Raw genomic sequence first — 23,634 nt, 5'->3', positions numbered from 1 at the left:
TGCGGTCAGGACGTCAGGCCACGGGCGGACAGCGCATCGCGCAGGCCGGCCCGGGAGGAGATGCCGAGTTTCGGGAAGATCCGGTACAGGTGGGCGCCGACGGTGCGATGAGACAGGAACAACCGCTCGGCGATCTGCTTGTTGCTCAGGCCGCTCGCGGCCAGCCGGGCGATCTCCAGCTCCTGAGTGGTCAGCGCGGCGAGGCCCGGCCCGTCGGCAATGGCCGGTCGGTAACCGGTGGCCCGCAACTCCTGCACGGTGCGGGCCAGCCACGGCTCGGCACCCATGGCGGTGAAACCGGTCTGCGCGCTGAGTAGATGCTCACGGGCGCGGGCGAAGGCCTTGCCCCGGCGCAGCTTCTCGGCGTAGGCCAGCCGGATGCGGGACGCCTCGAAGAGCCAACGTTCGGCAGCGGGGGAGCGGAGCATCTCTTCGAGGCGGTTACCGGACTCATCGTCATCTCCGACGAGCGCGTCGATGCCGCAGTGGATCAGCGCCATCCGGGGTGAGATCGCGGCCACGTCCGCCGTACGGATCGCTTCGGCGTGCGCCTGGGCCTCGGCCGTCCGTCCGGTACGCAGCCCGGCCTCGACGAGGTCGAGCATCGCCCACAGGGCGATCGGCGCGTACGGTGCCAGCACCCCGGCGGGGCTGATGGCGGTGGCGTGCAGATAGGCGGACTGGTAGTCGCCGTCGGCCGCGGCGGCGAGCGTACGCGGGTAGTGCGCGATGGCCACGGCTCCGGCGACTCCCCTCGGCAGTGCCCAGCGGGTTATCTCGTCGGCCAGCGCGTACGCCTCGTTGGTCAGGCCACGGCCGGCCGCGATGTTCGCGCGGTTGAAGAGGAAATACCAGGTGAGGAAGGGTAGGCCAGCCTCGCCGCAGACCTTCTGGGCTTCTTTGGCCAGCTCATCGGCTTCGTCCCAGCGGCCAGTGAGATAGCCGTCGAGGCACAGGTGCATGAGCGCACCGAGTTGTCGGCGGGGTGCGGCGCCGTCACGGCCCTGCCGGACCAGATTCCAGGCCGAGTCCCGGAACTCGGCGAGCCGGTCGACGTAGACCGAGGCGGTGCCGATCCGCTGGACCCGGGTGAGGTCGTCCTCGTCGGCAAGAGTGGCGAGCAGCGCGTCGAGTGCGGGTTTCGCGGCAGCGCCGGTGCGTACCGGGTCGGGGAAGGTCTTGCTCATCACCGCGAGAATGTCCGACGGCCCGGGGGTGAGCCGGTCCAGGGCCCGGTGGAAAACGGCCCAGTGCTCAGGGGTGCCCGCATACCAGGAGAGCAGCAGCAGCGTGTGCAGGGCCTCGTCGAGCGCCGGGTCGTCGCCGCGCCACCCGTGCCGTCCGGTCTCGATCGCCCCGGCGAGCAGCCGGTGGGCGGTCTGCACGTCGCCGTCGCCGTTGATCATCAACAGCGCCGCCGCGTTGGCCGCGTGCAGTGCGCCGGAGGGGCCCAGGTTCGTCGTCTGCGCGTTGGTCAGCAGCGTACTGAGGTCGGCACCTGCGCCGCCGCCCTCCGCGCCCAGGTAGGCCGCCTCGGCGAGGCGTCGTGCGCGGCTCTCCGCGGACGCGCTCAGTTCCGCGGCCCGGACCAGGGCCGAAACCGCACCGAGCACGTCACCACGCTGCATGACACGCCGGGCCGCCTCGTCGAGCATGGCTGCGATCGATTCGTCGGGATCGGCCGCCGCTGCGGCCAGGTGCCAGGCGCGGCGTTCCCAGTCACCGGGCATTGCCGCAGCGATGTCCAGGTGTGCCTGGCGCCGCTCGGCGTGGGTGGACATGGCGACCAGCGCCGACTGGATCAGGGGGTGGCGGAAGACGATCCGGCCGGTGGCGTCGTCGACCTGGACGAGTTGGGTGCGTTCGGCGGGGGCCAGGTCGGCGAGGCTGGCTATGCCGCGCAGGACCCGGACCTCGCCGCTGCCCTCGAACGTCGCCAGCAGCAGCAGTCGCCGGGTGGCGTCGGGCAGCCCACCGACCCGCGCGGCGAACACCGCCTGCAACCGATCGTTGAGCGGGACGACATCGGAACCGGGTAGGGACGTGTCCGTGAGGGTGGTGGGTAGCTCGACGAGGGCGAGCGGGTTGCCCTGCGCGAGATCGAGGAGCCGCTGCCGCAGCTGCGGTGGCATGGTCGGGTGACGCGCCTCGACGAATCGTGTGGCGGCCTCCCGGTCGAGCGGCGGCACGACGATCTCGGTGAGACCACCGCGGTCGAGGAAACCCTCCGCATCCATGCGTGAGGACGCCACGACACCGATCGGGTTGCCCTGGACCCGCCGCGCGATGAAGCCGAGCACGACCGCGCTCGGCCGGTCGACCCACTGCACGTCGTCGACGAGCAGCAGGACGGGTTTCTTGCGCGCCACGGCGGACAGCAACGACAGAGCGGCGTTGCACACCAGCAAGGCCGCCGGCGGCGCGCCGGGGCCGAAGCCCAGTGCGACGTTCAGCGCGTCACGCAGCCCCGGCGGCTGCCGCTGGATCTCGTTGTAGAGGGGCAGCAGCAACTGGTTGAGAACCGAATAACTGATGTCGGCCTCGAACTCGGAGCCGGAAGCCCGTAGGACCCGCATGCCGGCGTCGGTCGCGAGTGTCGCGGCGGCGGTGAGGAGCGCGGACTTGCCGATACCCGGCTCGCCGCGGACCACCCGCACATCACCGCCGCGGCGTACCGACTCCAGGAAATGGGCCATCTGCGCCAGCTCTACCTCGCGTCCGAACAGTTCCAAGGCGAAACTCCGGTCAGGTCGAATGGCGGCCGTCGGGCGACCCGTCGGCTGAGGCCGAGCGGGGATGTGCGGCTGAGGTCCGCGGTCCTGCGAGGTCGGACCGTCGATGGATCGGCTGCCGCGGAAGCGGAAGGTCATCGACGTTCGTTCGCGGATACGCGTCTTGGATCTTGGTGCGGAGCGGCGAGCGAGCCAGCAGCGGTCAGATCGTTCTGCGGTATATTGCACTTGACATTTCAGTCGTTGTCAACGCGGCCAGGGGCGACAAGTCGGCAATCCGTCATGGGCGAGCGCGAGTGAACTTTTGCCGAGAGCACGCGTCCTCACAGGAGACGAGACCTACTACCGTTTGGGGGCTGCTGGTCGTGGCGGAGACGCGTGTTCTGGTGCAGGCGACCGACCCGCTGCTGACCGTCGGACTGTCCAGCTACCTGGCCGGGCATCCCGACATCACCGTCGTGGAGGCCGACGATCCGGACTCGTTCGACGTCGCCGTCGTGGCGGCCGAGCGATTCACCACCGCGGCGATCAGGATGCTGCGCCTGACGGCCGCGACCGCCGCGCGGCCCGTGGTGCTGGTCATCTCGGACATCGACGAGCTGCAGCTGATCACCGCGGTGGAGTGCGGGGTGGTTGCCATCCTTCCCCGCGCCTCGGTCAACCAGGAACGCCTCGTCCAGAGTGTTCAGGCCGCCGAGGCGGGCGCCGGGATCATGCCGCCGCACCTGATCGGCAGCCTGCTCGAACACTTCCGGCGACTCCAGCGGGAGGTGCTGCTGCCCAACGGCCTGACCCTGGCCGGCTTGACCTCCCGCGAGATCGAGGTGCTGCGGTTGATGGCCGACGGACTGGACACCACCGAGATCGCCGAGGAGATCCGGTACTCCGTACGGACGGTGAAGACGATCATCTACGGGGTGATGGACAGGTACCAGCTCCGTAGTCGGTCACATGTGGTCGCGTACGCGGTGCGCGCGGGTCTGATCTGAGGACCTGCGGGCAATGAGGCTGCTCCGGACCTTGGTCGTGCGGTGCGCCGCCCTGCTGCTCGGGCCGGGCCAGCCGATGTGGCACCCCTGGATACGACCGTCGCGGAGGCGGCCGGCGTATCGGACGAATACCGGAAGGGATGCCGCCGTCACCGACGGTACGCTTTTCTGTGCTGGTTGTCGGCGGGGCCGGTTCGTGCTTAAACGGACAACGACGCTTTCTGGTTCACGACCCGGCCGGTGTGACTCCTCACCGCGATCACCATTCGCAGAATATGGCTGGCGGCCGCGCCCGCCACTACGCTGCTTGAAGCAAGTTCACCGCCGTTGCTCCGGTGAACAACGCCTTTGCCAGGGGGGTTCCGTGAGCATTTCCATTGTCGGGATTGACGTCAGTGCCGATAGCGCCGAGCGCCGGCAGGTGCCGGCTGGTGAGGGGATCACCAGGCGGTTCGCCGGCCACGGCTACACGATGCGTCTCCAGGCGGCTCAGACCGCCGGCGCCAGTGTGCCACCGGGTGGGGGCCCGGTTCCGCACACTCACACCGATCAGGACGAGTAGGGCTGCGGCGCTGTCGCTCACCGCGATCAGGGCTGGGCCGATGCCTCGGCCGGCGTCAACACCTCATCCAGGGGCGGAAGGTCGACGACGGACGGCTCACGGAGGAACGTACGCCAGACGCCGACGGCATCGTCGACGAGCTTGCGTTCCGTGAGGTTCATCAGGCCGGTCACGCTGGTCACCGTGGCAGCCACGGCACCGTCAGAGCGCCGGACGAGCGATTGAACGGTTCGGATGGTCTTCGGTGACGGGAAATCGAACCGCGATTCGACGTCGATTTCATCGCCGAGCACGAGTTCGCGCAGGTACTTGATGGAGACATCCAGTTCGACCGGGCTGAGACCCGCTGCGGCAAGCTTTCTGACCGAGAGCCCTGCCTGCGCGACGGCGATCCAGCGGGCGTGTTGGGCGTAGTTGAGGTATCGGGCGCTCTGCACGTGGCCGTTCGCATCGATGTCGTCGCTACGGATGATGATGTGTGTCGAGTGCGGCATGGTGTCTCCGTCGTCAGGGGCATCGAGGTGTCCTCTGACCTGTACCAACGTGTGGGAAGTGCCCGGGTTCAGTGGCGGTCGTGGCCGGCGGTCGTGACGTCGACGCACTGCTGCGACCAGGGCCTCGACCTGCGTGACGAGGTGCATCAGTTGAATGACCTATCTTCTCGGTCCGCGCCAGGACCGGTGGGGTGATGATGTGCGGCAATCGACGGCGCCGGCATGGCGGGCAGCGTCGGACCGGTCCCGTACCTCCGTGGAGCCGGCGCTGGCGCGCCTTCTTTCGCAGGGATGAATGACTGATTCAGGGTCGAACGCCTGCTGAGAAGGTGGGCTACCAGGACGTCGGCCCGCACCCGAGTAGAGGATCTGCTGTGAGCGCTGAACTGAGAATTCTGTCTGTCGGTTACGCGGGTGAAAGAGTCGCGGGAACCGTCGTGCTGGTGCGCGACGGGGACTTCATCGCCGTCATCGATCCGGGCATGGTGGCCGACCGGGCCCTGATACTCGACCCACTCGCCGACGAAGGGCTGGGCGCCGACGACGTGACGGATGTCCTGTTCAGCCACCACCATCCGGACCACACCATCAACGCGGCGCTGTTCCCGAACGCCCGTGTCCACGACTTCCAGGCCACCTATCACCGGGATCTGTGGGTGCCCCGCCAGTTCGACGAAGAGTCCGGCGACAGCCGGCTCGCTCCTTCGGTGCGAATGGTGCGGACACCCGGACATACCGCGCAGGACGTCACGACTTTCGTGGAAACCGAGGACGGTCTGGTGGCATGCACGCATCTGTGGTGGTCGGAAGCCGGACCGGCGGACGATCCCTTTGCCGCCGACCGCGACGTGCTGCGCCGGTCACGGGAAAGGGTGCTCGCACTGGAACCACGACTCATCGTGCCGGGGCACGGAGCGCCCTTCATCCCCGGCTCGGCGACACCGGTCTAGGTCCGGTGTCCGAAGTCCCTGGCCGGCCGCGGTATGCGACGACCCTCACAGCCGAAGTCGTCGGGTCAGGGTTGTCTCGACCAGCGCGTTGCCGACTTCGACAAGCACAGCAACGACGTGTGCTTGGAGCATCAGGTGCAGCCGGTGAGACGCACGCGCATCGGTCAGGAACGACGAGATGGATCGGCCCCGGAACGGGAACGAAGACGATGCCGCGGGCAGGTCGCAGCCGATCAGACGACCCTGACATACGTGCAGGATCCACGGCAGAAAGGTTTATCCGTGATTAACGACGCTGACAGGTCCCCGCCCTTGCTGTTCGAGGTCCTCGGCCCCATCCGGGTCCGGCGTAACGGCCAGGAACTTGACCTGGGCCCCCGTCAGCAGCGGTTGATCCTGGCTCTGCTGCTTGCCCGTGGGGGTGAGCCCGTCGGCACCGCAGACATGATCTCGATGTTGTGGGGCAGCCAGCCGCCGGCCAGTGCTGTCAACATCGTCCATCGCTACGTGGGTAACCTGCGCCGCCTCTTCGAACCGGACATCGGGCCTCGGGTGCGGGGACAGTGGCTCTGTTCCGACGCATCCGGCTACCGCATCCACGTGGACGAGAAGAACCTCGATCTCCTCTCCTTCCGCAGGCTGGGACTGGAGGCACGCGCGGCGATCGGCGCCGGACGACCGGAATCGGCGTTGACCGCGTACTCCCAGGCCCTGGACATGTGGCGGGGCCCGTGCGCAGGAGCCCCGGACCTGCTGGCGGAGCGGTTCGACGCCTTCAGCGCCGTCGACCAGGAGTGCGTCGGGCATGCCATCGACGCGGTGGACCTGTCGCTGCGCCTGGGCTCCGGTCACGCCGTGCTCTTCCCGCTGCGGCGCATGGCGACGCATCACCTCTATGACGAGCGGCTCCAGGCCAGGCTCATGATGGTGCTGTCTGCCGTCGGTCAGCAGGCGGAGGCGATCGCCCGCTTTCACATGCTCCGTCGAAAGCTCCGGGACGAACTCGGCGTCGACCCTGGCCCCGAACTTCAGTTGGCGTATCGCCAACTTCTTCAGCACTCCAGCGCGCCGCAGGAGACCGAGCAGCGCCAACAGATAACCGGTACGGCACAGCAGAGACCAGACACCTGCCACGCCGTGTCTCAAGCGAGCGAATCGCCCGACCGCAATCTGCAATCACATTATGACGGCGTTACTCATACCGCGTCGATCACCGTTAGTGCCGACGACATCGGCACCAACGGAAATGTTCGCAGCTCGAAATACCTCGATTATTCGATCCATGCCCGGTGGGCGGCGCTCGCCGATGCCGGGCTGTCCATCAAAGAACTGGCAGCGGCCGGCCTCGGGCCGGTGGAACTGGACGTATCGATCAAATACCTGCGCGAGCTGGTTCTCGGCGACGAGGTGGATGTCGTGACCCGGTTCGAGTACCCGTCTCCGAAGATTGTTCGGCTCGTCCAGTCACTGTTCCGACGGTCCGACGGAGCGTTGGCTGCCGTGGTGACCAGCGTGACGGGGCTGATGGACATCGCGCAACGGCGACTGGTCGACGACGCGGCCGCGGCCTGGGCGGTCTTCCTGCGCGATGTCGCGGTTGTCGACCTCGCGGAGAGCTCCGACAGCGACCAGTCGCAGCGTGGCGCCCAGAGGTAGTGCGGGCTCACCTCTGCCGGCTGTCGTCCGACGGATCAGACCGCGGCGGCAGCCCGCAGAATGATGCCGGCGACCGCCTGCGGCCGTGACGCCGGGAGAGGGTGTGCGGCGCCCGGGAGCTCCACGGATTCCTGGGCACCGGCCCGATCAGCCATGAAACGGGACGCCTCGACCGGAATGACCGGGTCGCGCCGGCTGTAGATGAACCAGGACGGGATGAACCGCCAGGCAGGCTCGCCGCAGGGCTCGCCGTGTGCGGCGCCGCTGGCCGGGTTCACCTGCATCGCCTGGTCGAGCAGGGTGCCAGGGAACCTCCCGGTCAGGTCCGGCCCGCTCTCGCCCTTGTCCGGCGCGATCGACGCGACATAGACGAGCGCCTTGACGTTGTCGTGGTCGGTGGCGGCGTCTGTGGCAACCACACCGCCGTACGCGTGGCCGGCGAGCACGATCGGCCCGCTGATGCTCGCCAGCACCGACGACAGGTACGCGGCGTCCCCGGAGAGGTTGCGCAGCGGATTGGCGACCTCGATCACCCGAGGTCCCGCTCGGCGCAGCCGCCTGGTCACATGCTGCCAACGGGTGGCATCGGTGCACGCGCCCTGCACCAGGACAACCGTCGGGTCCATCCGTCGATCACCGGCGGAATGTCTCGGTGCCGTCGAGCGCCTCTCGAAGGAACTTCATGGCGTAGTGCGCGCGTGATTTGACGGTGCCGACGGGAACGCCGAGCCGTGCTGCGGCCTGCTCGAGGGAGTTCCCCTTCACGTGCAACTCGACGAGAACGGACCGGTGCGCGGGACTCAGCCCGGCGATGGCCTGCTGCAACGTCAACTTGGCGATCACGGTCTCCGCAGCTTCGCTTCCGACACCGACGGGTTCGGTGTCGACCAGGCTGATCTCCGCCGGTCGCGACTGCCGCTTGCGGTACGCGTCGATGGCCAGTCGTCGGGCCACGGTGAACAGCCAGCGGCGCTGAGACTCGGGTTCGATCGGCACCGCGTCGAGGCTGCGCCAGGCGCGCAGCATCGTTTCCTGCACCAGATCCTCGGCGGTGTGGGCGGAGTCCGACGACACCAGACTCCGCAGGAAACGCAGCAGTGCGCGGCCATTGTTGCGGTGGATTTCCTGAAGGCAGACCTCGGATTCGGGCAGTTCTGCGCTCCTGGGCGCAGTGGCGATGGTCATGGCTTATCCCCCAGTAATTTCAGCAGATCGGGTGGCAAGCCTATGAGGGGTGAGTGAAAGACGACTTTATTGCTTGTTACTTCGTTGTGAGTGATGGGGCTCACGAAGCTTCTGTCGCTTATTCAACACTCGGTGAATAGCCAATATCCAAACGGAGTCGAGGGTTTTGGACGCCCTGCCCAAAGGGCATCACGTTCTGTTCGACGAGGGCTCACCGGGAACGTTCATCCGGCCGGCGAGCGACGGCGGCGACGGCAGCTTCGGCTGCGGTGGGCTGACGGGTGAACTCACCGCGGCTCACTACGTCGGCATCGGTATGGAGCCTCAGACCCCGCAAGCACCGATGCAGGAGGAGCCCTTCCTGGGCTTCTTCCGCGGTGACGTGCACCGCGAACTGGCCAGTCACCGGGAGCAACGGCCGGTGACGCCGCTGCGTCTGCCCGGCGGGGGGACCGGCTGGCTCCTGACCCGCCACGACGACGTGCGCAAGGCGTTGGCCGATCCTCGGCTCGTCAAGGACGGTCAGCTCTCCCCGCTCGGACTACGGCCGCAGTTGCCGCCCGACATCTACGCCGCCACCGCGCAGAACATGCTCACCGTCGACCCCCCGGACCACACGCGCCTGCGTCGGCTGATCCAGGGTGCCTTCACCGCGCGGCGGATCGGACGTCTCGTGCCCGCCATCACCGCCACCGCCGATCATCTGATCGACGAGCTGAGCACCCCGGGCTCGCACGATCTCATCTCGAAGTTCGCGTTTCCGCTCCCGATCACGGTCATCTGCGAGCTACTCGGTGTCCCTGCCGACGACCGTGGCAGCTTCATGGAGGCGGCGAGCATCATCGCCTCGGGCCCGAACCGGATCCGCGAGCTGCCCGGCGCCATGATCGGAATGATCGGTTACATCCGCGACCTGGTCGGCAACAAACGCCGGCATCCCGGGGACGATCTGATCTCCGCCATGATCGCCATGCGTGACAGCGGTGAGCAGCTCACCGAGGACGAACTCGTCTCGACGGTGTACCTGCTGCTGCTCGCCGGCTACGACACGACGGGGAACCTCATCGGCAACGGCGCCTGGCTGCTGCTGGACGACCCCACGCGGTGGAGCCAGATCCGCGCCGACCCGGACCAGTTGCCCCAGGTCATCGAAGAGGTGCTGCGCTACGAGAGCCCGGTGCAGCTGGGGACCCATCGGAAGGCCACCGAGGACGTCACGTACGGCGATCAGATCATCCCGGCCGGATCGACGGTGTTGCTCTCCATCCTGGCCGCGCACCGCGATGCCGGTCAGTACACCGATCCCGACGCCTTCGACATGGGCCGCGCGTGGAGCCCGCACCTCGCCTTCGGGCACGGCATCCACCACTGTCTCGGCGCTCCGCTGGCCCGCCTGGAGGCACGAATCGCCTTCACCAGGCTGGCGGCGCGGCTCCCCGGGCTGCGACTGGCCGAGGGATTCACCCCCCGCTGGCGGGCCAGCGCGCTGATGCACGGGCTCGAGGAACTCCCCGTGACAACGAGCTGAGGATTCGAATGCGCACCCTCGTCGTCATCGCTGCCGCCTGGATTCTGCGCGGCGTCGGCCTCCTCTACTGGCACGTCGTCGTCAAGCACCGCCGTCGACGGGTGTCCGGCTCGGAATCGGGGGCGTCACCGGCCGAGCAGAGCGTCCGCCGCTGACGCGTCGGATCGTCGACCGTCCCGGCCCTGGCCGGGCGGGCAGACACCGACCCGCGACGTGGCGGTCGACGGTGGTTTCGGTGTCCTCGACCAGCGGTCGACTGCGGGAGGCGGAACGCGGGAGATCCGGATACATCCCTTGAAGTGCCCGCAGGGCGTAGTAGGCCCGCGTCTTGACGGTGTCCGTCGACAGGCCGAGGGCGTCGGCGGCGTCCGCCAGCGAATAGCCGCGCAGGTAGATGAGTTCGATCACGACACGATGCTTGGGTATCAGCCGGCGCACGCCCTCGGCCACCACCATGGCGTCAACCACCTGCTCGGCGTGGTCGTGCAAGGCCGTGACGTCGGACGGTTCCGTGCCGGCCCGTCGGGTGCCGGCCGACCCGGCACGCGGGCGGGCAGCGACGATGTCCTGCACCACGGTGAGTAGCCAGGTTCGGGTGGAGTCCCGACGCGCGGACAGGTGGTGCGCGTGACGCCAGGCGTGGATCAGAGTCTCCTGCACGACGTCCTCGGCGTCCGCGCGGTTCCCGGTGACCTGCACGGCGTACGCCAGCATCGCCCGGCCGTGCTCCTGCCAGATCTGCCTGACCAGCGCCTCGTGCGGCGCCGCCCGCTGGTCATCCGACCGTCTCATCGATGCCCTCTCTCTGCTGCCGCACGCGGCTATCGCCGCCGACCAGGGCCGGACGCCGGACCTGCCCGAGTGGCCGTACCCCCGACGGCAGCACCCCGTACCGGGCCTGGAATGCCCGGGTGAAATGGGCCTGGCTGCCGAAGCACCATCGGGCCGCCACCCGCGCGATACTGAGGTGACTCAGCAACGGGTCGGCCAGGTCGCGGCGGGCCGATTCGAGACGGCGCAGACGGATGTACTCCGTGACGGTGTACGGCTTGTGTTCGAAGAGCCGGTGCAGGGTACGCGGAGCCATCCGGTGTGCGGCGGCGACCCGATCGTGGCTCAGGGTGGAGTCGGTGAGGTGCCGTCCCACGTACTCCAGGACCCGGATCCGTTGAGATTCCGCCACCGCCTCGCCGTCGAGCGGCGGCGATTCCAGCGGCTGCGACATCCCCAACGCCCCGGCGACGAGGTGAAGCCCCGCCTCACCGAGCCGGGTGGCCGAGGCGCCGATCGAGGCGCGCTGGCCCGTCACCGAGGCGACGAAGCTCGCCAGCACCGCACCCGGCCCTGCAAGAAGTGATTGGACCTGCTGCCTGGCCTGCCGTACGACACTGTCCGGCAGATACAGGGCGTCCCGCGCGAACGTGAGCACCACACCGGTCCATTGCCCGGCCAGCAGCAGGTCGTAGGGCCGACCGGCGTCGTACAGGGCCATCTGCCCCGGCTCGACGGGCACCAGCCGGCCGTCCTGGCCGACCGTGGCCGCGCCCGCCAGCTGAATGAGCAGCGCCAGCCGATCGAACGGCTCGCGTCGCACCGCTTGCGGGGTACGGCGCAGGACCTGCGGACCTGCGCTGATGTCGTACGCGGTGAGCGGGCCGAGTGCCGTGCCGCAGATCGTGCCGGTCGGCTCGCCTGCGCTGTCGGCCGCGAGACCACCGAACTCCGCACTCAACGACTGGCGCCACAACTCAGCGTCAAAGGCAGTCACACCCTTACCGACGTGCCGGAACGCGGAAGTTCAGGCGGAACAGGTCTGCGCTCGCGGGCAGCGCCGTTGACTACTCCTACGAAACGGTCCCGCAGCCCGGCACGGGTGCAACCGCCCACCACTGGCCGCGCGGACACACCCTCGGCGGCTCCAGCAGCATCAACGCGATGGTGTTCCTCCGCGGCCACGCCGTCGACTTCAACGCCTGGGCCGAGATGGGGTGCACCGGCTGGGACTACGCCTCGGTGCTGCCGTACTTCCGCTGGATGGAGACGATCGAGGGGAACGACCCGTTCTTCCGCGGTGACGGAGGACCGATGCGCCCCGCCGTCCCGACCGATCCCAATCCGCTGTCGGAGGCGTTCGTGGACGCGGCCGTCGCGGCCGGCTTCGCCCGGCCGGCGACTTCAACGGCGCGTTCGCCGAGGGGGTGGGCTGGCACGAGTTGGCCGTCGTCGACGGACGGCGGCAGAGCGCCGCGGACGCCTATCTGCACCCGATCATCGGTCGGCGGTCGAACCTGACCGTGCTCACCGGGGCGCGCGCACACCGGCTGATCCTCAAGCGAGGACGGTGTGTGGGTGTCGCCTTCACCCGCGACGGGCACACCACCTCTGCGTACGCCGACTACGAGGTGGTGGTCAGCGCCGGAGCGGTCGACTCGCCGCGGCTGCTGATGCTGTCCGGCATCGGGGACGCGTCGGAACTCGAACACCTGGGCCTCCCGGTGGTCCAGGACGTGCCGGGCGTCGGCCGGAACCTCCACGACCATCCGGTGGTGAGCGTGGTCTACGAGGCGACGAAGCCGATTCCGCCCGGGTGGTACAACCAGGCCGAGGCGTCGATGCTGTGGCGCAGCGACCCGCGGATGCCCGGCCCCGACATGCGGTTGGTCTTCCTGCACGTGCCGTCGCACCGGCCCACCTTGCACGCCCCGGCGAACAGCTTCACCTTCGCCGTCTCGACGGTGCCGCAGGCGCGGGGCACCGTACGCCTGGTCTCCGATGATCCGTCGGCCCCTCCGATGATCGACCCGAACTACCTCGCAGACGAGGCAGACGTCCGGCGGCTCGTGGACGGGATCGAGGTGGCCCGCACGATCGCCGCCGCCGAACCGTTCGCCGGATGGCGCGGCGATGAGGTGCTGCCCGGCGCCGACGTTCGTCACCCTGCGGCGCGACGCGAGTACCTGCGGTGGGGCGTGGGGCCCGCTCATCACCCGGTGGGCACCTGCGCGATGGGCACCGGGCCCGATGCGGTGGTCGCACCGGACCTGCGGGTGCACGGCCTGGACGGGCTGCGTGTCGCCGATGCCTCGGTCATGCCACGGATCGTCAGCGTCGGCCCGGACCCGGCGACGATGATGATCGGGGAGAAGGCCGCCGACCTGATCCGCACCACCTATTTCTAGGGATATTCCGAGCCGGGTCCGTCGGCAGTGAACCGGCGGCCTGGCGATGCGTCGTCGACAGTGACGTGGTCCCGCAGCACAGATGTGTCCATAAGGGACTAATGCCGCTAAGGTGTCATCGAACTTGATTCGGGTCTCAGCGGACAGGAGACAGGACACCATGCCGACCTGGTACGAACTGCGCGAACACGCACGCACCAAGTACACGTTGGAAGATCTGGAGGACGACTGGTTCTCGCTGATCTGGACGTACGAGTCGGACCGGACCCAGAAGATCACCGTGCGCCGTTACGAGGCGCACGAGCGGGAGTGGATCGAGTTCCGCAGTTACGTCTGCGGGGGGAAGGACATGAAGCCGCGAGTCGCGCTGCGCAAGAACGACGACCTCGATCTCGGTGCGCTCGCGCTCGACGACGAGGGGGACTACGCCCTCATCCACAACGCGCTGCTCGCCACGCTCGACCCGGACGAGTTCGCCATCCCGTTGCAGGTGATCGCTGCCACGGCCGACGAACTGGAGCACCAGCTGACCGCCGGGGACGAGTTCTGATGGCCGAGCGTGCCGACGAGGTGTTCCTGCCGCCCGGCTGGGAGAACGTCCGCAGTGGCCCGAAGCGCTGGACCGACGATGGCCGCACCGACGACCCGGCGGCCCGGGTGGTGCACACCCCGACGGGCACCGGTCCGGGCGAGGGGAAGTCTTTCCTGTTCCTGTTCGGCTTCAAGACCGGCAGCGGGCAGGACCGGGCGATGCTGGCCGAGGAACTCGCCCAGATCGACGACGACATCGAGACCCTGCGCGCCGCCGGATACACGGTGGTCGTCGACACCCAGGCCACCGGGGACGACCTGCGGGAGGCGGTCGCGGGCAAGGGCGCCGGCGTCGAGGACCTCGTCCCGGCCGGCATCTACTGGAGTTCCCACGGCGGTGACGACGGCAGCCTGGAGTGCTGCGACGGGGCGAGGATCTCGCCCGACGGCATCGACCCGGGCACCGTCTCACCCGGGCTGCGACTGGTGGTCCTCGGCGCCTGCTACGTCGGCGCCTATGCGCCGGCCTGGCGTACCGCGCTGGGTGGACATCCGCTGATCGCCGGATGGGGTCGTCCGGTGACCATCGAACGCGCGGTGCAGTTCCTGGACGCGGAGCGGAAGAACGACATCGGCCTGGACGACCTGATCGAGCGCTGGCTGATGACCGACGACCCGATCCCGGCGCCGGTCGTGACGACCGGGCTGTCGCCGGCCGCCGTGACCGGCGGGCGCAGCGGCCCGCTGAAGCGACGGATCCCCACGATCGCCGCGCAGCTGGGCGCTCAGTGGGAGGAGTACGACACCCACTACGAGCTGACCGTCCCGCTGCCGGAGGACCGCAGCCACTTGGTGCGAATCTTCGTCGTCGAGGGCGCCGAGCCGTTCATCGAGGGTGTGCAGCTCTGCGGGATGGAGGCCGAAGTCGGGCCGCTGTCGATGCTGACCACCCCGGAGCAGTTGCTCGCCGGGTCGGCCCGGCCCGGCTACGGCCGTATCGCGCTGGTCAGCGCGGACACGGGAGTTCCGCAGGTCGTCGCGCAGTCGTTCACTCTGTTGGCCGGGGCGTCGAGCCAACAACTGGCGGCGCACTGCTATCACCTCGCGGTGAGCGCGGACACCCTGGAACACCGCATCTTCGGCAGCGACTGCTGAGGCGTACCGGCGGGGCGTGACCGACGGCAGGTCAGGGCAGCGGGACGACGTAGGAGTCGACGCGGGCGATGAGCCCGTCGCGGAACGTGAACAGGTCGTTGAAGGCGAACCGGAACGGCCCGTGGTCGACGCTGGTCCCGTGGCCCTCACCGGTGGTGATGACGACCGGGCCGTCCTCGTGGATGCGTTCGATGTCGAGCTCGGGACTGCCGGTGAAGGCCGGATTCTCGATCTCGGCGTCGAACTCCGCCTTGCCGTGGGTAATCCGGTGGCCGTGTATGACCCACTGGACGTCGTCGGTGAGGGTCGCGAGGATGCGCTGGTGATCGCTCGTCCGGAAGCCTTCGAAGTACTCCGCGACGAGGTGGCGTTGGATCTGCTGGCTCATTGTCTTCTCCCTGATGGTGCGGCGTCGCGTCACGCCAGGTGTGCGGCGAGGGCGTCGAGGATCGCGGCGAGCCCGTCGGCCGCCTGGGTGGTCTGCAACTCGGGTGGCAGTCGACGTTGGTGGACGGTGAGATCCGTGCCGCCGTCGGCAGGGCGGAGGCTGATGGTGGTGCGCAGGCCGGTGACTGGCTCGTCGAAGACGAGTTCGTGTGGTGCGGCGACGCACACGTAGACGAACCGGAGCCGGCGGGTCGTGCCGTCCGGAGCACGGGTGTCGAGTGTGAACTCCCCGCCGGGGCGTAGGTCGAGGGTCACCGAATCGGGCGGCACGGTGGCGTGCGAGCCGCCCCAGAAGGCCGCCACGCTCGCCGGTGAGGTGAGGGCGGCCCAGACCCGCTCCGGCTCGGCGGAGAGACGACGTCTGGCGATGAGTTCGTCGCCACGACGTTTGGCGCCGGCGGTCAACGGGTCGCTCCGTCCTGGCTGAGGTGCTGTTCAAGGGCGTCGAGGCGGTCGTCCCAGGCGCGGCGCTGCTCGTCGATCCAGGTGCCGAGCCGGGTCAGCTGGTCGACCCTGAGCCGGCAGGGGCGTCGGGTGCCCTCGCGCCGCTGCTCGACCAGACCACACCGGCGCAGGACACCGACGTGGTGCGAGATCGCCTGTGGGGTCAGGTCGAAGGGTTGGGCGAGTTCACCCACGGTGGCGTCGCCGCGCGCGAGGCGAGTCACCAGGGCGCGGCGGACGGGGTCACCGAGGGCGGCGAAGGCCGAGTCGAGTTCTGACCCGGACGCGACGGGCGAGGGTGCCATGGGCCCACCTTAATGCAAACGTACGTTTGTGCAAACGTACGTTTGCCATAGCTGGCCAACGGTGATCCTCGGGTTGCTCGTGACCGGCACCCCCTCGCCAGAGGTCTTGCTATGCAAGGTATCTTGTTGTCATGGACAACACGCGCGAGCGGATCACCACAAACATCCGTAAGGGCGTCCTTGAGTACTGCGTGCTCGCGCTGCTCTCGCAACGCGACATGTACGGCCTGGAGTTGGCGGACTGGCTCGCCGCCCGCGGTCTGATCGCCAGCGAGGGCAGCCTGTACCCGCTGCTGGCCCGGATGCGACAGGCGGGCAGCGTCGAGACCCACTGGCTGACCCCCGAACAGGGGCATGCCCGGCGGTACTACGCGATCACCACCCAGGGCCGGGCGCAGTTGCGGGTGTTCGCGGCGGTGTGGCGTGACATCCAGCCGCACGTGGATGAACTGATAGCGGAGGAAACATGAGCAACGGCGCGCTGCCCGAAGCGGCGGAGAGCTACCTGCGGGCGCTCGGCGCGGAACTGGCCGACGCGCCACCCGACACGGTGCGCGAGATCATCGAGGACGTCCGCGCGCACATCGTCGACGCCCTGGACAGCGGACGAAGCATCGACCAGGCCCTGGCCGGTCTCGGCAGCCCACAGGACGTGGCGAGGCAGGCGCGCGACGAACTCACCCTCGCCGACGGCACCACGGACCGCGCGGCCCGTGCCGGGCGGACCCTGCGGTCGATCGCCGTGGCGCTCGGCGTACTGACCGCCGTCTGCGTGAGCTTCCTGCTGCCGTCCGCCGCACTGCCGTCGGACCTGACCCAGGCCGGCCCCGACGGGCAGAGCATCATGCAGCGGTTCGGCCCCGGATTCGCCTTGCTCACCCTGCTGCCCGCGCTGATCGCGGCTGCGCCCATGGTGCTGCCCGCCCGACTGCGCGGTGGGGCAGGGCTCGCCGGTGCCGGGATGCTCACCGCGCTCGCCTGCGCCGGCGGCGAGATCGGCCTCTACTACGTTCCCCTCGTGCTCATGCTCTGGGCGGCGACGGTCGTGCCGTGGGCGATGCGGCGAAACCCCGGCCGGGTCGCCGTACGGTCCTGGCGCCTGGCCGCCACGGCGGTGGTGCTCCTGCCCGGGCTGCTGCTCGCCTTCTCGGCAGCTACCGGCTCGGTGGGTGTCGAGTGGGTGGGTGTGCTGCTGTGGATCGTCGGGCCGCTCGTCATCGGCGCGCTGTGTGCGTACGGCCTGCGGGCCGGCTACGCGCTGACCGCGCTGGCCGGCGCGCTGGTCATGGTCTTCGCGATGGTCGACCGGGGCTTGCTGTTCGCGGCCTTCTGGCTGTTCGGCGGACTGTACCTGATGATCGGAGCCAGCGGTTTCGTCACCGCCCGGGCCCGGCGGCGTCACCGCGAGCCGCGACCTCCGGCGGGCCGAGGTCGACTCACCTCCACCTCGCCCGGCTGACCGATCACCCGATCGGCTGCGGCGGTGGGGGATCCGGCCGGTCGCGGTTGACAGTGCCGAGGCAGGCCGAACACCCTGGCGGGGTCGCGCGGTACGGTAGGTTCCTGCTTCCGACAAGGCGCTCGAAACGAGACCATGCGCAACGCCACCGTGATGCCCTACCGCGTCGTCGACGATCTTCCCTTGGTTCGGGCCTTCGTACGGGAGCAGGCACATCGTCTCGGCTTGACGGCCGACTCGACCGACGCTCTGGCGATCGCGGTCAACGAACTGGTCACCAACACCCTGCAGCACACCAGCGGCGGCGGGCAGGTCCGCATCTGGTGCGACGACACGTCGGTCTACTGCGAGGTCGTCGACAGCGGCCCGATGCGCACGGTGCCCCGCGCCATGCCGACGCCGGATGCGGAGCGGGGACGGGGGCTCGCCATCGTGGCGCGCCTCTGCGACGAGGTGACCGCGTACGCCGAGCCCGACTGCACCATCGTCCGCCTGCGTTTCGCGGTGCGGCGGGCTGACCCGCCCGCCGAGGAAGCCGCAGCGCGAGACGACGATCCGAGGTAGCCGAACAACCGTGGGACCTGGCCCCAGGGTGCTCTGCCACGCCGAGCCCGCGCCCGGCTCCTGAGGGGCATCGACGGTCCCTCGGCGGCTAGGCTGCCTGCGTGGCCGAAGGCGAGCTGATGACGAACGAGGAGCGGTTGCGCCGATTCGAGGCGATCACCGACCGGGCTCTGTCGGGTCTGAACATCGTCGATCTGTTCGATGAGCTGCTCGATCGGGTCCGGGACCTGCTCAAGGTAGATACCGCCACCATCCTGCTGCTGGACGGGCACTCCGGCGAACTCGTCGCGACCGCGGCCAAGGGCCTAGAAGAAGAGGTACGCCGCGGATTCCGCATCCGGGTCGGCGAGGGTTTCGCCGGCCGTGTCGCGGCCACCACCGCCCCCGTGATGATCTACGACGTCACCCCTAACGACGTGGTCAACCCGATCCTGCTCGACGCGGGGGTACGCGCCCTGCTGGGCGTGCCCATGCTCGCCAACGGCAGCCTCGTCGGCGTGCTGCACGTCGGCTCCCTGACCCTGCGGCGCTTCGGTCCCGAGGACGTGCAGCTGTTGCAGCTCGTCGCCGACCGCGCCAGCTCCGCCGGGCAGGTCCGGGCGCAGATCCTCGACCGACAGGCGGCGCTGGCCCTGCAACGCAGCCTGCTGCCCAGCCGGCTGCCCGACATCTCCGGCCTGGACCTGGCCGCCCGGTACGTGCCCGGCCACGACCTCGGCATCGGCGGCGACTGGTACGACGTGTTCAACCTGCCGTCGGGCTGGCTCGGCGCGGTCATCGGCGACGTCTCCGGTCACGGACTGCCCTCCGCCGTCGTGATGGGGCGCATTCGCAGTGCGCTACGCGCCTACGCCCTCGACCGCGACGATCCCGCCGAGGTGCTGACCGCCCTCGACCGCAAGATCCACCATTTCGAGGCGGGCACCCTCACCACCGCCCTCTACGCCCTCATCGCACCCGACCGCGCCACGGTGCACCTCTCCTGCGCAGGTCACCTCCGACCGCTGCTGGCCGTGCCCGGCGAGCCCACCCGACTGGTGGACGTCGTCGTGGACCGACCGTTCGGTGTCGGCACGCCCCCGGCCGGCCGCCACACCACAGTGGTCGACCTGCCGCCCGGCGCGACGCTCGTCTTCTACACCGACGGACTTGTGGAACGCCGCGGCGAACTGATCGACACCGGCATCGCGCGTCTCGCCGACGCCATCGAGTCGGGGCCCGCCGAGGCGCTGTGCGACCACATCATGGCGGCAGCGGTCGACGAGCCCCCGACCGACGACGTCGCCCTGCTGGCCATCCGCCGCCCCGACTGAGCGGGCGGACAGGCCCGCCACCCACCCCGCCCGACAAGAAGATCGATCTTGCACTTTCGGTCGGGACATGAGGGGGCGAATGCCGCATAAGGGCGACCAAGAGTGCAAGATCGCGCCCGCCAGCCCGGCCGCTACCGGAGCGACGGCTGGCAGCGGCTTCGGGGCGGGAGAGGGCGCGGGGATCACGGCAGGCGCAACACCAACCCGATCGCCTCGGCGGATCGTGGATGCGCCTGCACGAGAGCGGCTGCGGCGGAATTCGGCGCGCCGTCGTCGGGGCTTTGCCAACCACCCTCGACACCGAGCAGCGCGGCGACCGCGTCCACCGGCTCCCGGTGGTCGGACAGCAAGCCGTGCACCTGCCCCACGGGCCGCTGCCGGACGACCGGTGTGGCCGCGGGAGCGGTGCCAGACCAGGGCGGCACCCAGGAATCCAGCGTGGACAGCGTGCCCGGGAAGGTCCGCCCGGCCTCCCGGACCAGCAACGGCACCAACTCCGGCCCGTGCTCGCGCAGCGCGGTGATCAGGTTGGGCAGCCAGGGCAGCAGCACCGGGTCGGGTAGCCGGGCGAACGCGGTGGACATCGTCTCCACCACGAACGGCGTGAGCCCGGGCACCGGTTCCAGCGCGTGCACGAAGCCGGACAGGTACTGCGGGAAGGCCGGCACCACCAGCGGGTTGGACAGCAGTTCCCGGCACCGCTGCCGCAACTGCGTCAACGGCAGCATGCCGAGCTGGTGGTGGGCGGCCCAGAGCAGGGCGACCTTGGGTGGCGCCTCGGGATGGGACTGGCCCACCGCGAGTTCGAGCTGGGACCGGTCGCAGCCCAGCGACAACGCCAGGCTCTCCAGGCTGAACAGGAAACCGAGCATCGCCCCGACCTGCCGTACGCCGGTCTCCTGATCGACGAACGCGGTCGGCAGCAACGTGCAGTAGTGGGCGTACCCGGTGGTCACGAACGCCTCGCACCAGGCCGGCAGCTTCGGCGCGGTGGCCTGGTGGTGGGCGAGCAGGCGGCGGATGCGGCGCAGCACGTCCGGGGCGTCGTCGACGGTACGTTCGCCGGCCAGCAACTCGACCGCCCGGGCACCCAACTCCTCGACCAGCCGAGGGCTGTTCAACAGTGTGATGGCGTCCTCGACCGCCGTCAGGGCGCTGACGGCCGTCGCCTCGGGGCCGTGCGCCGCCCGCCGCAGGCGCTGCTCCAGCACCTGCTCGACGGTCACCCCCTCGTAGCCGAGTTCGATGAGCGCCCGTTGGTGGCGACCCAGCGCCAGATCCCAGCTCTCCTGGATCGACCGGTGGCCCAGCCGACGCTCACCCATGATCGGGCGTACCGCGCCCGGCGGCAGCAGGTGCCGCAGCATCCACAGCAGATCCGAGCAGCCGGCCAGCTCCGGGCTGCCCTGCAGGTCCAGCAGCGCCCGCTGCACGGTGCGTTTCTCCAGGTCCAGCCCGAGCGGCTCAAGTCGGTGCAGCACGTCACGGGCCAACGGCGGCAGGGCGTCGTAGCCGACCTGGCCGATCCGGTCCCCGCCGAGCAGGATCTCGCAGAGCCGCCGCACGTCCCGCCGACCCGGTACGACATCCTTCTCGATGCAGGTCACCGCCGCGTCGGTGAAGTCGTACGGGGTGGGTCGGGCCCGGTTGCGCAGCCCGGCCAGCAGGATCGAGGTCTCGAACACCGCGATCGCGTCGGCGGTGCTGGCCAGGTACCCGTTGCGGCGGGCCAGCCGGACGATGTCCACGCACCACCTGCGCAGCTCCGCCTCGTCCAACCCGTCCGGTGTCGGCGGCGCGGCGAGGAAACCGGAGAGCCGGTCGGTGACCGGCCCGACCGGCACCGCCTCCGGCTTGCCACGTCGCTTACGGCCCGTCGCGCCCCGCTGACCCCCCAACCGGTACGGCGTCACGCCCGAGACGCTCACCGCCTTGCTCCAGGTGGCGGCGGCGATCGACACCGACCCGGGCGCGAGACCGAACTGCGCCTCGATCGCCGAGTGGCTGGACGGGATCAGCCCGTACTGCCACCGGGTCGCGGTGCGGGCGGTGATGTCGAAGTCGGGGGCGGGGGAGTCGAGGCCGAACTGTTCGACCCGGCTGGCGGCGTGGAAGGCCCCGCAGACGTACAGACAGTCGGCCGGGTCCGCGCCGGTGGCGGCCAGGTGCTGCCGGATCCTGGTCCACATGTAACGCTCGCGATCCTCGTCGCGGTCGGTACGCTCCGACGACGACGGACGCAGCCGCCGGAACAGGCTGCCGATCAGCACCATCACCTGGCGGTAGGTGTCGTGGTCGGCGGCCGCCAGGGGCCGTTCGACGTAGCTGTCCCACCATTCCGACCAGTGCCGCACCTTGCCGTGGTGCAGCAGGTACGCCTCCAACTCGGCGAACCGGGGCCGCAGGTCGCCGATCTCCACCCCGACCGCGTCACCGTGCAGCGCGGCCTGGTCATCGGCCCCGTCGACAGTGGACTCCTCCGACGTCGGGGACTCGTCGCGCGGCGACCACTGGAAGACGTGGTCGGTGGAGCGGTCCACCAGCACCAGTTCCACGCCCGGCGTCTCCAGCGCGTACGCGATGGCCTGGTATTCCGCCGACGCCTCGGTGACCGGCGCGATCACACTCAACGGCGCCCACGCGGCGGGAAAACCGTCGAGTTCCGAGGCGAACGCCTGCACCGCCACCGGCAGCCGGCAGTTGCGCAGCTCCGTCAGGACCGGCTGGAGATCCTCGCAGAGCTCCAGGTAGATCACCCGGGGCTGCTTCTGCCGCAGCCGACGCACCATCGCCAGCGCGGAGGCCGGCGAGTGATGGCACACCGGGAAGATCTCCAACCGTTCGCCCAACGCCCGGTCGACGTCGTCGACGATCCCGGTGAGGATGTCGGCGAGGGCGTCCGGGCCGCCGGCGAACGCGGCGGCGGCGTCGGTGAGCTGCTCCCGCAACGCGGCGAACGCACCGACATCGGTGGAAGCGGCAGGGGCCGCGGCGGAGACGGCGGGGTCGGCGGTGGTGGGGGCGGTCACGACAGGGCGGCGATCGTCTGGCGGCCACCGTCGAGGAAGTCGTTCCACTCGCCGCCGTCCTGCTTGGCCCGCGGCTCCACCACCGCGTGCAGGTACTTGTTGAGGATCGCCAGGTCCTCCGGGCTGCGCCGGGCCAGCGACCCCACAAGCGACCCGGCCAACGTGCCGGCCCGCAGGGTACGGTCGCCGAAGAACTGACTGTGCAGGATGGCGTCCTCCAGCACCCCGATCTGCTCGGCGGTGGACAGCGCCGACTCCAACTTCTCGTCGTCGCTGGTGGCCGAGGTGGCGGCGGCCCGCAGGTCGGCGAAGCTCTGCAACAGGATGTCCAGCAGGGTCGGCGGCACCTCCAGCTCGACGTGGTGGCGGCGCAGCAGCTCCTCGGTACGGAACCGGACGATCTCCGCCTCGCTGCGCTTGTTGGTGACCACCGGAATGCGGACGAAGTTGAACCGCCGCTTCAACGCCGAGGACAGGTCGTTGACCCCCCGGTCCCGGCTGTTCGCGGTGGCGATGATGGAAAACCCGGGCTTGGCGAAGACGATGTTGTCGTCGTTGAGTTCCGGAATGGAGACGTACTTCTCCGACAGGATGGAGATCAGCGCGTCCTGCACGTCGCTCGTGGAGCGGGTCAACTCCTCGAAGCGGCCGATCACCCCCTGCTCCATCGCCGTCATGATCGGCGAGGGGATCATCGACTCGCGGGACTGCCCCTTGGCGATGACCATGGAGACGTTCCACGAGTACTTGATGTGGTCCTCGGTGGTGCCGGCGGTGCCCTGCACGACAAGTGTCGAGTTGCGGCAGATCGCCGCGGACAACAGCTCGGCCAGCCAGCTCTTGCCGGTGCCCGGGTCGCCGATGAGCAGCAGACCCCGATCCGAGGCCAGCGTGACGATGCTGCGCTCGACGAAGCTGCGGTCACCGAACCACTTCTGCGGGATCTCCCGGTCCAGGCCGTCGGCGCGCTCCGAACCCAGGACGAACAACCGGACCATGCGGGGGCTAAGCCGCCACGAGTACGGCTTGGGGCCGGTGTCGACCGACTCCAGGTAGTCGAGTTCGTCGGCGTACTTGACCTCGGCGGGGGCACGCAACATCTCGGACATGAG

22 protein-coding genes and 1 pseudogene are annotated in these 23,634 nt (G+C 69.4%); 12 read left to right on the top strand and 11 right to left on the bottom strand.

The window, feature by feature from the left end; genetic code table 11:
* Positions 1-5 precede the first annotated feature (5 nt).
* A complete protein-coding gene (locus C1A38_RS18060; protein ID WP_199180242.1) occupies positions 6-2,732 on the bottom strand; it encodes an ATP-binding protein in 2,727 nt (908 codons plus the stop codon).
* Between the two features lie 365 nt (positions 2,733-3,097).
* On the opposite strand from C1A38_RS18060, the gene C1A38_RS18055 reads away from it, so the two are divergent.
* Positions 3,098-3,721, top strand: a complete 624-nt coding sequence (locus C1A38_RS18055) for a helix-turn-helix transcriptional regulator (protein WP_102658950.1) — start codon at positions 3,098-3,100, stop codon at positions 3,719-3,721.
* 588 nt (positions 3,722-4,309) lie between these two features.
* Here C1A38_RS18055 and C1A38_RS18045 read toward each other — a convergent pair.
* The gene (locus tag C1A38_RS18045; RefSeq protein ID WP_158244912.1) at positions 4,310-4,777 is read right to left on the bottom strand and encodes an acyl-CoA thioesterase; all 468 of its coding nucleotides are present in this window, start codon (positions 4,775-4,777) and stop codon (positions 4,310-4,312) included.
* Positions 4,778-5,151: 374 nt separating this feature from the next.
* On the opposite strand from C1A38_RS18045, the gene C1A38_RS18040 reads away from it, so the two are divergent.
* Complete coding sequence (locus tag C1A38_RS18040; RefSeq protein ID WP_102658947.1) at positions 5,152-5,727, top strand: MBL fold metallo-hydrolase; 576 nt, start codon at positions 5,152-5,154, stop codon at positions 5,725-5,727.
* 312 nt (positions 5,728-6,039) lie between these two features.
* Positions 6,040-7,383 carry a BTAD domain-containing putative transcriptional regulator gene (locus tag C1A38_RS18035; RefSeq protein ID WP_158244911.1) on the top strand — a complete coding sequence of 448 codons (1,344 nt, stop codon included), beginning with the start codon at positions 6,040-6,042 and terminating at the stop codon, positions 7,381-7,383.
* A gap of 35 nt (positions 7,384-7,418) precedes the next feature.
* On the opposite strand, the gene C1A38_RS18030 is transcribed toward C1A38_RS18035, so the two are convergent.
* Together C1A38_RS18030 and C1A38_RS18025 are read right to left on the bottom strand one after the other, a co-directional pair.
* Positions 7,419-8,009, bottom strand: coding sequence for an alpha/beta fold hydrolase (locus C1A38_RS18030; protein WP_102658945.1), 591 nt, complete (start codon positions 8,007-8,009; stop codon positions 7,419-7,421).
* A gap of 7 nt (positions 8,010-8,016) precedes the next feature.
* The gene (locus C1A38_RS18025; RefSeq protein ID WP_102658944.1) at positions 8,017-8,568 is read right to left on the bottom strand and encodes a sigma-70 family RNA polymerase sigma factor; all 552 of its coding nucleotides are present in this window, start codon (positions 8,566-8,568) and stop codon (positions 8,017-8,019) included.
* Positions 8,569-8,734: 166 nt separating this feature from the next.
* Here C1A38_RS18025 and C1A38_RS18020 point away from each other — a divergent pair, with 166 nt between their 5' ends.
* On the top strand, positions 8,735-10,096 hold the full coding sequence (locus C1A38_RS18020) for a cytochrome P450 family protein (protein ID WP_199180241.1): 1,362 nt from the start codon (positions 8,735-8,737) through the stop codon (positions 10,094-10,096).
* Between the two features lie 81 nt (positions 10,097-10,177).
* Here C1A38_RS18020 and C1A38_RS18015 read toward each other — a convergent pair whose 3' ends face one another.
* Both C1A38_RS18015 and C1A38_RS30890 read right to left on the bottom strand, forming a co-directional pair.
* Positions 10,178-10,888 carry a sigma-70 family RNA polymerase sigma factor gene (locus tag C1A38_RS18015; protein ID WP_102658943.1) on the bottom strand — a complete coding sequence of 237 codons (711 nt, stop codon included), beginning with the start codon at positions 10,886-10,888 and terminating at the stop codon, positions 10,178-10,180.
* Positions 10,872-11,864, bottom strand: a complete 993-nt coding sequence (locus C1A38_RS30890) for a helix-turn-helix domain-containing protein (protein ID WP_146017574.1) — start codon at positions 11,862-11,864, stop codon at positions 10,872-10,874. Before C1A38_RS30890 ends, C1A38_RS18015 begins: the two co-directional genes overlap by 17 nt.
* 167 nt (positions 11,865-12,031) lie before the next feature.
* Here C1A38_RS30890 and C1A38_RS32445 point away from each other — a divergent pair.
* From C1A38_RS32445 to C1A38_RS17990, 4 genes and pseudogenes are all read left to right on the top strand, one after another.
* Positions 12,032-12,582, top strand: a pseudogene (locus C1A38_RS32445) (GMC family oxidoreductase); the annotation flags it as partial.
* A 126-nt stretch (positions 12,583-12,708) separates the two neighbouring features.
* Positions 12,709-13,275: a GMC oxidoreductase gene (locus C1A38_RS32220; RefSeq protein WP_353505520.1), complete on the top strand. Its 567-nt coding sequence runs from the start codon at positions 12,709-12,711 to the stop codon at positions 13,273-13,275.
* Between the two features lie 160 nt (positions 13,276-13,435).
* A complete protein-coding gene (locus tag C1A38_RS17995; RefSeq protein ID WP_102658942.1) occupies positions 13,436-13,825 on the top strand; it encodes a hypothetical protein in 390 nt (129 codons plus the stop codon).
* A complete protein-coding gene (locus C1A38_RS17990; protein ID WP_102658941.1) occupies positions 13,825-14,961 on the top strand; it encodes a caspase family protein in 1,137 nt (378 codons plus the stop codon). The genes C1A38_RS17995 and C1A38_RS17990 overlap by 1 nt, the downstream gene beginning before the upstream one ends.
* Before the next feature lie 31 nt (positions 14,962-14,992).
* Here the strand turns inward: C1A38_RS17990 and C1A38_RS17985 are convergent, their stop codons facing one another.
* From C1A38_RS17985 to C1A38_RS17975, 3 genes are read right to left on the bottom strand one after another with little or no spacing between them, the layout of a single operon-like run.
* Positions 14,993-15,349, bottom strand: a complete 357-nt coding sequence (locus C1A38_RS17985; RefSeq protein ID WP_102658940.1) for a nuclear transport factor 2 family protein — start codon at positions 15,347-15,349, stop codon at positions 14,993-14,995.
* 29 nt (positions 15,350-15,378) lie between these two features.
* Positions 15,379-15,813 (bottom strand): SRPBCC family protein, encoded by a 435-nt coding sequence (locus tag C1A38_RS17980; RefSeq protein ID WP_102658939.1) that lies wholly within the window; start codon positions 15,811-15,813, stop codon positions 15,379-15,381.
* Positions 15,810-16,157, bottom strand: a complete 348-nt coding sequence (locus C1A38_RS17975; RefSeq protein ID WP_102658938.1) for an ArsR/SmtB family transcription factor — start codon at positions 16,155-16,157, stop codon at positions 15,810-15,812. The genes C1A38_RS17980 and C1A38_RS17975 overlap by 4 nt, the downstream gene beginning before the upstream one ends.
* Positions 16,158-16,288: 131 nt before the next feature.
* On the opposite strand from C1A38_RS17975, the gene C1A38_RS17970 reads away from it, so the two are divergent.
* From C1A38_RS17970 to C1A38_RS17955, 4 genes are all read left to right on the top strand, one after another.
* A complete protein-coding gene (locus tag C1A38_RS17970) occupies positions 16,289-16,627 on the top strand; it encodes a PadR family transcriptional regulator (protein ID WP_102658937.1) in 339 nt (112 codons plus the stop codon).
* A complete protein-coding gene (locus C1A38_RS17965) occupies positions 16,624-17,616 on the top strand; it encodes a DUF1700 domain-containing protein (RefSeq protein WP_199180240.1) in 993 nt (330 codons plus the stop codon). The genes C1A38_RS17970 and C1A38_RS17965 overlap by 4 nt, the downstream gene beginning before the upstream one ends.
* Positions 17,617-17,751: 135 nt before the next feature.
* Positions 17,752-18,180 (top strand): ATP-binding protein, encoded by a 429-nt coding sequence (locus C1A38_RS17960; protein ID WP_102658936.1) that lies wholly within the window; start codon positions 17,752-17,754, stop codon positions 18,178-18,180.
* Positions 18,181-18,281: 101 nt separating this feature from the next.
* Positions 18,282-19,493 (top strand): PP2C family protein-serine/threonine phosphatase, encoded by a 1,212-nt coding sequence (locus C1A38_RS17955; protein ID WP_102658935.1) that lies wholly within the window; start codon positions 18,282-18,284, stop codon positions 19,491-19,493.
* Positions 19,494-19,675: 182 nt separating this feature from the next.
* Here the strand turns inward: C1A38_RS17955 and C1A38_RS17950 are convergent, their stop codons facing one another.
* Positions 19,676-22,441: a DUF5682 family protein gene (locus C1A38_RS17950; protein WP_102658976.1), complete on the bottom strand. Its 2,766-nt coding sequence runs from the start codon at positions 22,439-22,441 to the stop codon at positions 19,676-19,678.
* Positions 22,442-22,518: 77 nt separating this feature from the next.
* Positions 22,519-23,631 (bottom strand): ATP-binding protein, encoded by a 1,113-nt coding sequence (locus tag C1A38_RS17940; RefSeq protein ID WP_102658934.1) that lies wholly within the window; start codon positions 23,629-23,631, stop codon positions 22,519-22,521.
* Positions 23,632-23,634 lie beyond the last annotated feature (3 nt).

Origin of the sequence: Verrucosispora sp. ts21, from assembly GCF_002879555.1 — a bacterium.
GTDB lineage: Bacteria > Actinomycetota > Actinomycetes > Mycobacteriales > Micromonosporaceae > Micromonospora > Micromonospora gifhornensis.
Note: the sequence above shows the minus strand (reverse complement) of the source record. Positions and strands in the feature narration are given on the sequence as shown.

What these genes read in the sequence shown, in the direction of transcription:
- C1A38_RS17960 (WP_102658936.1), top strand. Translation starts at nt 17,752, where the DNA reads ATGCGCAACGCCACCGTGATGCCCTACCGCGTCGTCGACGATCTTCCC.
- C1A38_RS18045 (WP_158244912.1), bottom strand. Translation starts at nt 4,777, where the DNA reads ATGCCGCACTCGACACACATCATCATCCGTAGCGACGACATCGATGCG.
- C1A38_RS18015 (WP_102658943.1), bottom strand. Translation starts at nt 10,888, where the DNA reads ATGAGACGGTCGGATGACCAGCGGGCGGCGCCGCACGAGGCGCTGGTC.
- C1A38_RS17965 (WP_199180240.1), top strand. Translation starts at nt 16,624, where the DNA reads ATGAGCAACGGCGCGCTGCCCGAAGCGGCGGAGAGCTACCTGCGGGCG.
- C1A38_RS17970 (WP_102658937.1), top strand. Translation starts at nt 16,289, where the DNA reads ATGGACAACACGCGCGAGCGGATCACCACAAACATCCGTAAGGGCGTC.
- C1A38_RS17995 (WP_102658942.1), top strand. Translation starts at nt 13,436, where the DNA reads ATGCCGACCTGGTACGAACTGCGCGAACACGCACGCACCAAGTACACG.
- C1A38_RS17940 (WP_102658934.1), bottom strand. Translation starts at nt 23,631, where the DNA reads ATGTCCGAGATGTTGCGTGCCCCCGCCGAGGTCAAGTACGCCGACGAA.
- C1A38_RS17975 (WP_102658938.1), bottom strand. Translation starts at nt 16,157, where the DNA reads ATGGCACCCTCGCCCGTCGCGTCCGGGTCAGAACTCGACTCGGCCTTC.
- C1A38_RS17990 (WP_102658941.1), top strand. Translation starts at nt 13,825, where the DNA reads ATGGCCGAGCGTGCCGACGAGGTGTTCCTGCCGCCCGGCTGGGAGAAC.
- C1A38_RS18030 (WP_102658945.1), bottom strand. Translation starts at nt 8,009, where the DNA reads ATGGACCCGACGGTTGTCCTGGTGCAGGGCGCGTGCACCGATGCCACC.
- C1A38_RS18025 (WP_102658944.1), bottom strand. Translation starts at nt 8,568, where the DNA reads ATGACCATCGCCACTGCGCCCAGGAGCGCAGAACTGCCCGAATCCGAG.
- C1A38_RS17985 (WP_102658940.1), bottom strand. Translation starts at nt 15,349, where the DNA reads ATGAGCCAGCAGATCCAACGCCACCTCGTCGCGGAGTACTTCGAAGGC.
- C1A38_RS32220 (WP_353505520.1), top strand. Translation starts at nt 12,709, where the DNA reads ATGCTGTGGCGCAGCGACCCGCGGATGCCCGGCCCCGACATGCGGTTG.